General features: G+C 45.0%; 11 protein-coding genes. 4 read left to right on the top strand and 7 right to left on the bottom strand.

Annotated features, from left to right (window positions below):
* Positions 1-89: 89 nt before the first annotated feature.
* The 4 genes from DDR33_RS13910 to porK all read right to left on the bottom strand — a co-directional run bounded on the left by DDR33_RS13910 (position 90) and on the right by porK (position 3,816).
* The gene (locus DDR33_RS13910) at positions 90-812 is read right to left on the bottom strand and encodes a head GIN domain-containing protein (protein WP_109416413.1); all 723 of its coding nucleotides are present in this window, start codon (positions 810-812) and stop codon (positions 90-92) included.
* A gap of 90 nt (positions 813-902) precedes the next feature.
* Positions 903-1,547, bottom strand: a complete 645-nt coding sequence (locus DDR33_RS13905; protein WP_109416412.1) for a hypothetical protein — start codon at positions 1,545-1,547, stop codon at positions 903-905.
* Entirely contained in the window at positions 1,544-2,515 is a 972-nt protein-coding gene (gene porN / locus DDR33_RS13900; RefSeq protein WP_109416411.1) for a type IX secretion system ring subunit PorN/GldN, read from the bottom strand. Before porN ends, DDR33_RS13905 begins: the two co-directional genes overlap by 4 nt.
* Positions 2,516-2,544: 29 nt before the next feature.
* Positions 2,545-3,816: a T9SS ring complex lipoprotein PorK/GldK gene (gene porK / locus DDR33_RS13895; RefSeq protein ID WP_158280750.1), complete on the bottom strand. Its 1,272-nt coding sequence runs from the start codon at positions 3,814-3,816 to the stop codon at positions 2,545-2,547.
* Between the two features lie 487 nt (positions 3,817-4,303).
* On the opposite strand from porK, the gene DDR33_RS13890 reads away from it, so the two are divergent.
* Entirely contained in the window at positions 4,304-6,685 is a 2,382-nt protein-coding gene (locus DDR33_RS13890; RefSeq protein ID WP_109416409.1) for an ATP-binding protein, read from the top strand.
* A gap of 35 nt (positions 6,686-6,720) precedes the next feature.
* Positions 6,721-7,017 (top strand): hypothetical protein, encoded by a 297-nt coding sequence (locus DDR33_RS13885; RefSeq protein WP_109416408.1) that lies wholly within the window; start codon positions 6,721-6,723, stop codon positions 7,015-7,017.
* Here the strand turns inward: DDR33_RS13885 and DDR33_RS13880 are convergent.
* The 3 genes from DDR33_RS13880 to DDR33_RS13870 form a co-directional block, all read right to left on the bottom strand.
* Positions 6,992-7,870, bottom strand: a complete 879-nt coding sequence (locus tag DDR33_RS13880) for an AraC family transcriptional regulator (protein WP_109416407.1) — start codon at positions 7,868-7,870, stop codon at positions 6,992-6,994. The two genes, DDR33_RS13885 and DDR33_RS13880, sit on opposite strands and share 26 nt — an antisense overlap.
* Positions 7,871-8,002: 132 nt before the next feature.
* Positions 8,003-9,376: a tryptophanase gene (locus DDR33_RS13875; RefSeq protein WP_109416406.1), complete on the bottom strand. Its 1,374-nt coding sequence runs from the start codon at positions 9,374-9,376 to the stop codon at positions 8,003-8,005.
* 219 nt (positions 9,377-9,595) lie between these two features.
* Positions 9,596-11,512 carry a beta-N-acetylhexosaminidase gene (locus DDR33_RS13870; protein ID WP_109416405.1) on the bottom strand — a complete coding sequence of 639 codons (1,917 nt, stop codon included), beginning with the start codon at positions 11,510-11,512 and terminating at the stop codon, positions 9,596-9,598.
* A gap of 309 nt (positions 11,513-11,821) precedes the next feature.
* Here DDR33_RS13870 and DDR33_RS13865 point away from each other — a divergent pair, with 309 nt between their 5' ends.
* Complete coding sequence (locus DDR33_RS13865) at positions 11,822-12,700, top strand: PAS domain S-box protein (RefSeq protein WP_109416404.1); 879 nt, start codon at positions 11,822-11,824, stop codon at positions 12,698-12,700.
* Between the two features lie 164 nt (positions 12,701-12,864).
* Positions 12,865-13,809, top strand: a complete 945-nt coding sequence (locus DDR33_RS13860) for an NAD-dependent epimerase/dehydratase family protein (RefSeq protein WP_202913742.1) — start codon at positions 12,865-12,867, stop codon at positions 13,807-13,809.
* Positions 13,810-13,854 lie beyond the last annotated feature (45 nt).

Genomic DNA, 13,854 nt, shown 5'->3' with positions numbered 1-13,854 from the left:
ACAGGGCTGCGTACAAAGTAAGGATGAGGCATGATCTCCTGCCTTCATGCCGGGGATCCCCGTTGAGATAAGTAAAGCAAATAAGGTTGTTATTCTCCGAGCTTCTTTAAATGAGAGGCGCCTGAACTGTTATTGTTTATCCGTTGAGGATTCCCTTTATATTCCACCACAACTGCACCGCTGGAATTAACGTCAAGAGATTCTGTTGCATGGATTGACAGCTTGCATGCACCTGAGCCCTCGATATGATAATCCGCAACCTGCAATCCCGGCGCCTTCAAAGACCCGGCTCCGCTCATTTCGACATGGTGCCTATTCGCCCGGCCCTGGAGGTTAATCTCACAAGCTCCGCTTGCCTCCGTCCGAAGCTCCTCAACATTCACCCTGATATCGGCCTTACTCGCGCCGGAGAGGCTGAGGTCCAGCTTTTCTCCATTAACCGGGCTGCCATTAGCTACTTCGACCGCACCGGAAAGATCAAGCGCTTTAAATTCCGGCGACGTGATATATACCTTTACTTCCCCGGCGTTACAGAGATTAGTTTCCTGCCTTACTTCCAGCGTTTCGCCTGAAACACGCGCTTTTATCAGGGGAAGAACATTTTCATCTGCTTCAATACTCACCGACGACTTATCACTTTGCTTTATAAAAACCTTCAGTGCTCCGCCAACCGAAATTTTACTAAACCTCTCAAGGTCTTTTGTAACGGCAGCAGTTTTACCCGAAGGGTTCACACAATTCAGATTACATCCCGACAGAAGAGCAGGAAGCAGCAAAGTGAAGTACCAGGCAAGAGATTTTATCTTCATCATAAAGAGGGGCGTTTAAAACAATAAGACGCTCTTATCTCCATAATGTTACATACAATCCGGAAGAAATCCCGGAGCGGAAAGCCGGACAGTTTAAAATGTCCAGTAAAATCCAGCCTGGGCGTTTAGTCCCTTCAACGCATTATAGGGAAATGAACCAATTTTGTTCCTGATATTCTTTTGACGCTGCAAATGGAATTCACCGGTTCCCTCCATAATCACCTCCGGGCTCTTCACAGATATAAAATAACCGGCATTTAAAGAAAGATAAAACTGGTTGCCTAAAGTAATGCGGTTAAGACCGGTACCGATATAAGGTACCTGGTGTAACTTCACAGTATAATCGTAATCATCTCCATCATCTTCGGAATGACCGACAATCCTTTTGGCCTTATTCTGAAAGAAATGACTCGCTCCGGCGGAGACAAACCATTTCCTTGCAAACCACCCTTCGTTTCCGAACAGGGGTTGCCAGTCCGCCGTAAGCATCACGTTTGACCGGGACACTTTCAGGCCATTATTTTTTATATCGAACCGCGCTGGAGGGAAAAAGTTAATACCCGCCCGTATATTAAAGGCTTTACCCAGGGGATAGCCGCTCTCTATGCCAATCCCCTGAGTGCCCGCTTGTATTCCAACAAATGGGCTAAAAGCTGAGAAATCTATAAACTGCTGTGCTCTTAGCTGCCCGCTTACTGCAAGAAAAACAACTAAGAGCAAAGCCCCAAAGTACCTCATTCTACCTTTTTCTTCTTATCCACTGTCGTCAATACCTTTGTACCATCCGGGTTTTGCCAAAGGTTCTTTTTGAAATCCTCTATGCGGCGCTCCATTTTATCCGCGTCCATGCCATCCTCACCAGCCACGCCCTGACGGGATGCAGACGCCTCGCGGACAATCGTACCCACAAATTTGCGCTGAACAAAAACGTCATCCATTGTCATTTCAAAAAGGTCCCGCTCGGGGTCTGAAACGTCCATTTTCACAAGCGTATAACGCAGCTGAGGAAAATAAAGCCAGAAGGCAGGAGTCGAGCCAACGGACTGCGCTGTTGAGTCTGAAGTCGTGACATTCATCATAGGCGCCACTCCAATAATCCGGGTTTCAACCCTTCCGCGCTGCTTATCCAGGAAAATATCCTCTTTAATACGAAACTTCGTCACTTTGGCCGGATCGAAATCATTCAGCACCATCTTCGATTCGATCTGGTTCCCATCCTGATCAAAGATCGGCACCAGCACGCTGTCCTGAAAACGGGCGGATCCCTCACGAGCTGAAAGCCTGTGCTTAAAGCTGTCTTCCGAGGGTTCATAAGGAGTTAACTTCCCGGCGGCAATGTCTTTCATAATTGCTTCAATCAAGGAGGCGCCTTTCACCCCAAGCAATTGATTCCGCTGATCAGCCAGATCAATATCGCGCCAAACGCGTTTATAAAAACGGATATTTGCAGGGTCAATTTTAGGGTACTGAAACGGGACCGCCCCCTCCAGCGCTGTATTTGCCTGAAAATATCCATCAGTAAGAGGAATAGTATCCTGCAAAACGCTGGTATCACCAGGAACAGCAGTAACTGAGGAAACAGGAACGGAATCAGTCATTGTTACAGGTACCGCAACAGTGTCTTCAACTGACGCCGGTGATACGGTTTGCTGTGCAAAAGTACTGGTAACAAGCAATATCATTGAAATAAACAGAACGATCTTCATAGTGTGAGCGAATTAAAGTAATGAATGAATTATCTGGACGAATATCTGCGGCTTTTAACCTGGTTCCCGGGGAGTTCCATAGCCGACATCACGCACCGGAAGCCTATATAAGAGTGTGCGGTATTCTGATTTTCATAATTTCTGGTATAGCTGTTCAGCATGGTTCCGGGATCTTTCCATGAGCCGCCTCTCACTACCTTTCTCTTGCTCATCTCGCTGTCCTGCTCCCGGGCATCGTAAAGCAGCACCGGGTTCAGGTCGTTGACAAACTCTATCGCCGATGGGCTGTAGGCATCAAGAGTCCATTCGGCAACATTTCCGGCCATGTTGTAGATTCCAAAAGCGTTAGGAGCATACGCTTTTACAGGAAGAGTGAAGGTGGAACCGTCTTCTGCATACTTGCCTTCCCCCTGCTTAAAATTCACCGCCAGCTTGCCGTTTCCACGGGAGGAGCCTTTTTTCCTGCTGCTGTCGGCTGCACTGCTTTTCCCCTCAGCGGCATACTGCCACTGCGCTTCTGATGGCAGGTTGAAAGTATATTTAAAACCTTTGAGATAAGGATTCTTTTCCAGGGAAGAGGCAATCTCTTTTCCCCTCCAGTCAGCATACGCCCGGGCCTGCTTCCAGCTAACTCCTACTACCGGATTATTATCAAAGGATTTATGATAAAAATAATTGCCGTCCATCATCGTCATCTGAGCATTCGGAAAATCCTTTGACCAGATCCCTTCCGCCGGCATAACAACCACAGTGTCGGTGACATAAGTGCCCTCGTCTGCTCCACCGGCCTTCATATAGGTAAAACGGTATTTAAGAAGAGAAGAATTGAGCACTTGCTGATCCCCTCTTAAAACAAACATGGGAGCGAGTTTTTCCCTGACAGACGGATCAGAACTATTATAAAGAGGAGAGCTCTTATTAACCACCTCCCAGTCTATATACCTCACCGCAGATTCACCATCCGCTTTCCTGAAGTACTTCTCATCATTCAGGTAATTGGTAACAGCAATGGAGTCGGCAACCCAATCAACGAACTTCCTGTACTGGCGGTTAGTAACTTCTGTTTCATCAATAAAAAAAGCACTTAACGTGATGCTCTTTGATGTAGCACCGCTATCTGCCGATGTCCGGTAAAGAATAGATCCTGAGGGAATATAGGTCATTCCCGGAGGAGCAGGGAGTGACTTTCCTCTGAACTGGGTTAATTTAGGAGTTTTATAAACATCATTTGTCCGGCAGGAAGTAAAAACACAAAACAGGAAAAACAAACTACACGCAGATGTAAGTAATCTTTTCATCATTACTGAGTACATATCAATTAGTAAAAATAAACGGAGCAGTTCAGTTGTCTTTAACTGCTCCGTGATCAGATATTGGAAAATGTTATACTAGCAGATGCAGGGTATAAAATCGAAAGAATAAAAAAGAATTTTCATAGATGCTTCCTAACCTTCACAATACAAACCGCCAGGGAGAGTCAAATGATGTGCCAGCGCAATTCAGTATCGTCAGGCAGTTTGCTGTCTGCACAAACTGTGGAGAGATGCAACACTTTGTCAGAAAAATCAACACAGGGAACGGAATGACACTGGTCCAATACCCCGATATGTGAACAAACCACCCGCGAAAACTTGTAAAAAATTGTTTTATAATCACTTTTTTTTAAGCTTTGTACACTTGGATTATCGGCGATTTTTTCTTTATTTAAATTCTGATTACACTAATTGCTAACCATTTCTATTGGCCTTCCGAACAGGTTTAATTGCCGGGATACTTTGAATAAAAAAAATGGGGTTAAAAGGATTTTTGTCAGCGGTTATCGCCTTATTTTCTTTCTTACTTAGTTGGAGCTACGCGGCTGCGCCCTCTCCTGTTCTGGCATCCAATGGAAAGATCGACCTCCGGAAGGAAACATTCGGGCGGGCGATCCGGCTCAATGGAGAATGGGAATTTTACTGGCATGAACTGGTAACGCCAGGCATTCCTCCAAAAACGAAAAGAATCCTGGTAGACTTCCCTTTCAAATGGAATGGATTTGAATTGAACGGAGAAAAGCTGCCCTCTTTCGGATATGCTACTTACCGGCTGACGATGTTGCTTCCAGGCAATACAGAACCTCTGCGAATTGTTGTTCCCAGCCCCTATTCAGCATACAAGCTATTCGTAAACGAAAAAGCCGCTACAGAAAATGGCATCGTCGGTACCAGCCCGGACACCTTTAAGCCCTACTGGCATTACCGGGCAGTGAACATTCCCGGCGACCTGGATACCGTGATACTTACCTTGCAGGTAGCCAATTTTGTTCACAGCAAGGGAGGGGCATCCAACTCAATCGTCCTGGGAAAACAATACGAACTCAGTCTTGATCATCAAAGAGAACAGGCCATAGACTTCCTGCTTACCGGATGCCTTTTTATGGGTGGTTTTTTCTTCCTTGGACTATACCTTCTTGGCAACAAGGACAAAGCGATCCTTCTCTTCTCATTATTTTCAATCATTTACAGCTACCGGATTATTGGTACGGATAACTATGAACTGCATACCCTGCTGCCCGATCTCAGCTGGTATCTAACCACCAGGCTGGAGTATATTACGCTCTTTATTGGAATAGGCCTCTTCGCGTTGTACACCAGGAGCTTGTACCCCTTTGACGTCAACCATACTGTTGTATATATTGTTGCAGGGATTTGCGCATTATTTTCTTTTATAGCACTGATATTCCCGGCTTCCTGGTTTACATTATTGATCAATCCATTTTTGCTCATTACTGTCTTCTGTATGGCTTACCTGCCATACGTATATATCGTTGCCTGGAAAAGACGACGTCCCGGTTCAGTCTATTCAATACTGGGAGCACTGGCGCTGGTGCCCGTATTCATGATATCGCTGTTACATTACTGGGATCTGATACCTTCATTACAACTGATCAGCTTTATAGGATATGTTATATTCTTCTTCTTTCAGTCGATGGTGTTATCCAACAGAGTTTCTTTCATCCTGAAAAAGGCGAAAAAAGAAGCAGAGCAGGGATTGGTCGCTAAAAGCGAATTCCTGAGTACAATGAGCCATGAAATCAGGACTCCCCTCAACTCCGTCATCGGGATGAGCCATATTCTGCTTCAGAGCCAGCCCCGCCAGGATCAGGTGGAACAGCTTGAAGTTCTTCTGTTCTCTGCAAACAATCTGCTTTCTATTGTCAATGATATCCTCGACTACAGTAAAATAGAAGCGGGAAAGATCTCTTTTGAAAATATCGGGATGGATCTTTCTCTCATTGCCAAAAATATTGTCAGAGGACAGCTAAGACAAGCGCAGGATAAGAACATTGAGTTGCGGCTTAAGATGTCGCCTGCCCTGAGACATAAAAAACTAAGCGGAGACCCCACGAGAATTTACCAGGTGATCAGTAATCTTGTAAGCAATGCGATAAAATTTACAAATTCAGGATACGTAGAGCTCGCCATTGGAATTATTAACGAAACAGAGGAGACCATTACCCTTAAATTCAAAGTCAGAGACACGGGGATCGGCATTCCAAAAGAAAAACAGGCCGTCATCTTTGACCGGTTCACCCAGGCGGATTCCTCCACATCGCGGAGCTTTGGCGGAACCGGTCTCGGACTTTCCATCTGTAAAAGGATCCTGGAGCTCCAAAACTCGTCTCTCCAGGTTATCAGCCAGGAAGGCAAAGGATCTATATTTTATTTTACGCAGACGTTCAGAAAACTAACTATTCCGGCAGATGCTGAAGAAACAGGCAAAAAGCTTTTTAAAACGAAAGATAAGCCCTTTGAAGGAATCGGGATCCTCCTGGTAGAAGATAACCCGATGAACGTAATGGTTGCCCGTAAATTCCTTGAAAAATGGGGAGCAAGTGTCGACGTTGCTTCAAACGGCCTGGAAGCTCTAAGCCGGCTTGATAAAGAAAAACATCATCTCGTACTCATGGACATTCATATGCCGGTTATGGATGGATACGAATCTGCCTCCCGGATGCGGCAGGATAAGGTAACGATCCCCATCATCGCCCTAACCGCCGATCTGCCGAATGAAACCGATAACCAGATTCAGAAAACCGGTATAGATGACATCATTATCAAACCCTTCCTTCCCGACGACCTGTACCGGAAAGTAGTTCAGTACTGCTTTAACCAGCCAAAGGGAGAGTAATTCAAACAAATTCGCAGTTTTCAGATTTACAGATCATGGACAATAATGAAGCTTATTCAATCCTCAGATTTCCGGAAGAGGGTAATGCTGTTATCGTTTATAACAGGATCAGCGGTATTAAAGTACGTGTTATAGAGATATCAAAAGTTGCCCCGGAATTTAAAGATACCGAAATGCATTTCTTCGGCGAATGCAAGGGATCACCTCTGGCCTTTGAAACAATCGGCTATAACGACCAGGGCATCGATCTGGTAACAGATGCTATCCGCTGGTATGCGGAATATTGCGGGGAAGCAGACATGAAGATCAGGAATGTGGAATTTGACCTGTAGAAGGGGTGTTAAATCCGGCGTTTAGCTCGCGGTATGTATGCGGCGTATTACCGGCCTTTTTCTTAAAAAACCGGCAAAAATAGGCGGGATCTTCGAAACCAAGGATAAATGCGATCTCCTTTACCGAAAGTCTCGTCACCGACAGAAGTGACCTGCTCTCTACCAGGAGCCTGTCCTGTAAAAGCTGGTGTATGGTCTTTCCTTCGATATCCCGTAATATCTTATTCAGCTTACGCAGAGTCATGTTGGTCTGCCGGCTATAAAATTCCGGGTCTTTATGCTCCAGGTAATGCTGTTCAATCAAATCCCGCACTCTCAGCACCGTATCGAGGTTTCCGGAAGTATAATAGATCTTGACCGGCTTTAACTGACGGCTCAGCGTAAGCAACATTCCATTTAACAGGTTTTCAATGATCGGGAGATCAGGATATTTATTGCGCGCTTCAATCTGAAGAAAACTGAAAAGCCCCATAAAAATATCGCAGTTAAGGCCGTTGAGTTCTACGTAAGGAACATTATAAAAAGACCGCCAGACAGACGATTCCAGCTTCATCCCCGAGTTTTCCTTGATCAGCACAACAACGCCATCTTCTGCATACTGTTTCACAAAGTGAACCTGCCCTTTGGGAATCATGAAAAGCCGGCCAGGTACCATCTCATACGACTGGTACTCTATCTCATGTACACCTGTCCCCTTCTTTACCCACAAGATCATGTCGAACTTATGACGATGAGGAGTCGGCATCATATTACCGGAAAGTTCCGAAAAGGAATAAACCTCGACTGGCCTGTCTCCCAACATTTCCTGGAAGGGCAGTGAGCCCCTCCAATCAATTTCACTAACTGCTTCCATGATCTTTTATAAGGTGAAGCCACCAAAATCCTGGCCATTCACCAAATCCTGCAAATTTATCACAACAAAACTACACAAAAGAAGCGTTTCCTGTGAAAATCAGAAATCTAAAAAGCAAAAAATATAGGAATATTACAAAAGAGGCTCAAATCTGGCAGTAAAATGCCTTAAAAAGGGCGCCTCATAAGCTATTTTATAACCAGAAACAGCATGCCTCTTTTTAAACACATCCACAATTACCTCCGTTACGTAGTCCATATGGCTTTGAGTATATACCCTCCTCGGAATAGCCAGCCTGACCAACTCCATTGGTGCGGGAATGGGATTGCCTTCAGAATCGTATTTACCAAACATTACTGAGCCTATTTCTACCCCCCTGATGCCACCTTCTACATAAAGTGCCGCACAAAGAGCCAGTCCCGGGAACTGTTCAGCAGGTATATGAGGCAAAAAGGCAGCTGCATCGAGATAGAGGGCGTGTCCGCCGGTTGGTTTAATGAAGGGAATTCCTTCCTTCTCCAGTTGCTCGCCGATATATTCTATGCTTCTGATCCGGTAAAGCAGGTAATCCTCATCCATCACCTCTTTCAAACCGATGGCAATGGCTTCCAGGTCGCGGCCGGCAAGACCTCCGTAGGTAGGAAATCCTTCAGTGATGACAAGCGTGGTCATAAACTGCTCAGCCATCTTTTCATCGTGCAATGCAAGAAATCCTCCGATATTGGCGAAAGAATCCTTTTTGGCGCTCATCGTGCATCCATCGGCATAGGAGAAAAGTTCTTTGGCGATTTCGCGCACGGGCCACCCTTTATATCCGGCCTCTCTTTCCCGGATAAACCAGCAATTCTCGGCAAAGCGGCAGGCATCTATAAAAAACAAGATCCCGTGCTGACGGCAAATCCCGCTTACTGCCTTAATGTTCTCCATACTAACAGGCTGCCCTCCGCCCGAGTTATTCGTCACGGTAATAATAACCATGGAAATATTCGCAGCGCCCTTTTCACCGATAAAGTTTTCAAGGGCAGTTGTGTCCATATTCCCTTTAAACGGCGCAATCAATGAGGGCTGCTTCCCTTCGGGGCAAAGCAGGTCTACACCCTCTGCTCCTGAATACTCTATGTTAGCACGTGTGGTATCGAACAGCGTGTTACTCAGGACATATTTTCCTTTCCCGCCCAAATGCGTAAAAAGGATCTTTTCGGCAGCCCTTCCCTGGTGTGTCGGAATAACTACCGGCATTCCGGTTATCCCCTGAATCACAGACTTAAAATGATAGAAACTGGAACTCCCGGCATAACTCTCATCTCCGCGCATGATCCCGGCCCATTGTTCCGTACTCATGGCATTAGTACCGCTGTCTGTCAGAAGGTCGATGATAACATCCTGCGCTTTTAATAAAAATGGATTGTAAGATGCTTGCTTCAGAAGCGTTTCTCTCTCTTCAACAGTAGTAAAATGGATCGGCTCAACCGATTTGATTCTGAATGGCTCTATTATGGTTTTCATGAAAATATAAATAAGAAAAGTGGACAGATTAATTGCTTTACTATTTGCGTAAAGCAGATCAGTCCGGCTTTCTTATTATATTTTTCCAAATTAGCTCCAGTGACATAACAAGCGCAAATAAAGGAATGATTTTGCTGTCCGCTACAGGACTTTAGTCCATAAATATTGCATTTTCCGGACTACCTGCCGTGGAACACCTCCTTCAACGGGTATCCTTATTTATTTAGCCTTTAGTTTATCCTGAAGTTCTTTTATCGGATAGCTAATCATTCTTCCAACCGGCTTATTCCCCCGGTAAGTGATCATCTTTAACATAACAGCATCTTTAGGTGCTGTCAGCACACCCGTATACCGGGGATAAAACCTGTCGGGAAAAGAATTGTCGAACGTGTAATAAATATCCAGTCCGCTTACCTCAGTGCTCAGATATATCTGTAATTTCTTGTCAGGCGTTGCTCCTGTTGTAATGATCGGATCATAAACACTCGGAGCATATTTCACCTCAGCCTCATCAAAACGCTCAAAATGCTTTTCCACACGGCTGAAGAAATAATCCCAGTTTTTCTTTCCTTTAGGCGTCCAGAGCGATTCAGAGATAGCAAAGGCCCGTGGCCATGTCATATATTCTGCATGACGCATGTTATAGACCTGCTCGGTCCAGAGATTGGCCTGCCCTCCTTTTATATATTTTGCATCAACACTATCGGGCAGGGGCTCGAACTGATAAGCTTTATTAAGCCGCAGCGTCGCATATACCTTCGGCTCAATGGCCGGATCGCCCTGCATATAGTCCAGATAAGCAAAGGTTGTAGGGCTCATCACCACTTCATGCTTAGCTTTGGCAGCCTTGATCCCCCCTTTCATTCCGCGCCAGCTCATTACAGCAGCTGAAGGCTCTACGCCCCCTTCCAGGATCTCATCCCAGCCCATGAACTTTTTACCTTTTGAAACGACAATTTTTTCCAGGCGCCTTTCAAAATATCCCTGCACCTCCTCCATGTTCTTCAGGTTGTTCGCTTTCGCCAGTTCGAGGATAGCCGGATTTTTTTCCCAGAAATTTTTAGAGCACTCATCCCCTCCCATATGAATATATTCAAAAGGAAACAGCTGGGCGACCTCAGTTACCACCTTATCCAGGAATTCATATACTTTTTCATTGGCCGGGCAAAGTGTATTATCTACCAATGCAAGAGGAGGCATGCCCCGGGACCAGTCCATAATCCTTTCACCCGACCTTACCCTGTACTGGCTGGCTTCCGGCGTGCAGGAAAGCTCCGGGTAAGAAACAATAGCGGCCAGACTATGCCCGGGCACGTCTATTTCCGGCAAAATATCGACAAATCTGTCCTTTGCATATTTTACAAGTTCTTTGATATCTTCCTGTGTATAAAATCCACCATACGTATTAGGCTCATCCGGTGCGGGAGGTGTAAAATCGCCAAAATAGCCTACCTTGTCCACTCTCCATGCTCCCACCTGTGTAAGCTTTGGATAGCTTTTTATTTCGATCCGCCATCCTTCATCATCAGTCAGGTGTAAATGGAGCAAATTAAACTTATACCTGGCCATCTGATCGATGTGCCGCTTTACATCCTCCTTCGTAAAGAAATGCCGCGCAACATCAAACATCAATCCTCTCCATCCGAATCTCGGGTAGTCAGTCACCGTAACACAGGGAACTTTCCATGCCTTTTCAGCCAGTATGTCTTTGCTCTCTATTTCCTTTGGAAACAATTGAAGTAAGGTTTGTACGCCGTAAAAGAGACCCGCCGGCGCGTTTGCCTGGATCAGAATTCTTCCTTCATTTACGGTTAGCCGGTAGCCTTCCTTTCCAAGTTCGGTATCTTGTTTCGACAGCAAATCGAGATGGATATTTCCGGAAGCCGCACTATAGCTTATAATAAAGCTCCTGCCCGTAGCCGCCAGCTTTTCTTTAAGATAAGCAGCAACCCGCACTGCATCTGAATCCCGTTCAGACTTTATAACAACCCTTTGAGGTAATAAGAATGATCCTTCGAGTTGAGTAAACTCCACAGGCTCGGGGATGATATTTATCCTGGAAGAGGCCGGTTGTGAATAGGAATTCAGACAGATACCCAAAAAGAAGGTGGCAATAATACATCGTACAGTCAGCATATCGGAAGATTATAGTGTGTTTTCGACCGGAAAGATAATCCGTTTTCTGTATTTAACAAAGTAATATTATTACAGCATAACCATGCACAATGGAAAAAGGAACAGTATATTTACATGAAATCCAAACATTTGCGATGCTGTCCATCAATATCAATTTTAAACTAACATAAAACCCGGAAATAAAAACTATCTTGGGAATAAGCCGTATAAACCCCATAGTGCAACTGTCATTTTGTTATAATGTATTTGTAAACAGAGCAGGGCCAGTTCGATGGGACTAGTGTTTAACAACATCATACATTGTAAGTTATGCGATTACGAACTTCACGCATACCTCTGATATTCCTGCTTTTTGGCTCGCTCTGGGCCCTTTCCAGTGATCCTGTAATTACCATGCTCGCAAAGCATCATGCATTCCATATCCAGGATTCCATAAGGGGATTTAATGACATTGTCTTTGTGTTATTAAGTACTGTTCTTCTGTACGGCCAGGTCAGGAAAGAGCAGAGGAAACTAAGGCAATCTGAAGAACAATACAGAACACTGTTCTTTGCTAATCCTAACCCCATGTGGATCTATCATATAGAAAGCCGGAAATTTATAGAGGTAAATCAGGCCGCGATTAACAAATATGGTTATTCACGAAATGAATTCCTGTCCATGACCATCATGGATATCCGTCCGGCAAAAGATATAGGGAGGCTGGAGGACGCTATAAAAATTGGAGAGACTACGATGTCTGACGGATTCATATGGGAACATATCACCAGTACAGGCCAGCATCTGCTTGTGTCCATCACTTCGCATCATCTTACATTCAACAACCAGTACTGCAGCATGGTGATGGTAACGGACGTTACCGAAGTTATTCAAAATAAAGAAAAGCTTGAAAGATCCTTAGGACAGCAAAAACAGCTGAATGATCAGCTGGAAAAGACCATAAGGGCGACAAGGCTGGCACACAACGCTTTCAGGGAAATAGCCTGGGCAATTTCACATGAAATCAGAAGGCCGCTGGCTTCTGTTTTAAGCCTGATCGGAATGCTCAAAGACGCACATTCAGAACAAGAGCGAAATGAATTGTATGAGCTGCTGGAGACCAGTTCAGTTGATTTAGACAACATCGTCAAAAATAACATCAGGAAAATTAACGATCAGGAACAAAAAGTAGATCCTTCTAAGCTCTGAGCCGGGAAACTATAGGCTCTCTAACCGGCCTGATCTTTAGAACAGATCCGGGAACAATCAGGTTATCTGAACCATGCAGGCTCTGTGCAGTCCGGCTAAATCCGGTGATTGCCGGAATTACGTTTGTATGTTTTACATATTAAGCAATTTATCTAAGTTTGCGAATGCAAAATACAATTCTGGTAATTGGCGCTAACGGCCAGATAGGAACCGAGTTAGTTTCCGAACTACGTAATATATATAAGAGCGACCAGGTGGTTGCCTGCGACATCCGGCGTCCGGACTATGACACCAGAAATGCCGGACCTTTCGAGTTTGTAAATGTCCTCGACAAAGAAAACCTGAAAGAGGTATGCCGCAGATACAAACCCACAACGATTTACCTTCTTGCTGCTATCCTTTCGGCGACAGGAGAACAAAACCCCAAGCTGGCCTGGGATCTTAATATGAACGGGTTGCTCAACATCCTCGATTTCGCGCTTGAATTCAATATCAAAAAAATATACTGGCCAAGTTCCATTGCTGTGTTCGGCCCGAATTCGCCCAAAGACCACACAAGCCAATACTGTGTGATGGACCCAAATACGGTTTACGGCTTCAGTAAATTAGCGGGAGAACGCTGGTGTGAATATTATCATAAAAAGCACGGACTGGATATAAGAAGCCTGAGGTATCCCGGACTGATCAGCTGGAAAGCAGCCCCGGGTGGTGGTACCACAGACTACGCTGTTCATATTTTCCATGACGCACTGAAGAAAAGTAGCTACAATTCGTTTCTTTCAGCAGAAACCCGTCTGCCGATGATGTATATGGATGATGCGATCAGGGGAACGATTGAACTGATGGAAGCTCCAGCAGATAAACTGACCATCCGCTCAAGCTATAACTTTGCCGGAATGGACTTTACCCCCGAGGATCTCGCTGCTGAAATAAGGAAACATATTCCTGAATTTAAGCTAAGCTACATCAGTAACGACCCCCGGCAGGCTATTGCCGACAGCTGGCCGAGATCAATCGACGATAGTTTCGCCCGAAATGACTGGAACTGGAAAACGCGTTTCGACATAGCAAAAACAACAGAAGAGATGCTTTTGCATCTGAAGAAATAGTTCTTATCAGGATTGTGTGAACACATAAGAACATTCTGCATCATT

This window comes from Pararcticibacter amylolyticus (genome assembly GCF_003130405.1).
In the GTDB taxonomy this organism is placed as follows: Bacteria; Bacteroidota; Bacteroidia; order Sphingobacteriales; family Sphingobacteriaceae; genus Arcticibacter; species Arcticibacter amylolyticus.
Note: the sequence above shows the minus strand (reverse complement) of the source record. Positions and strands in the feature narration are given on the sequence as shown.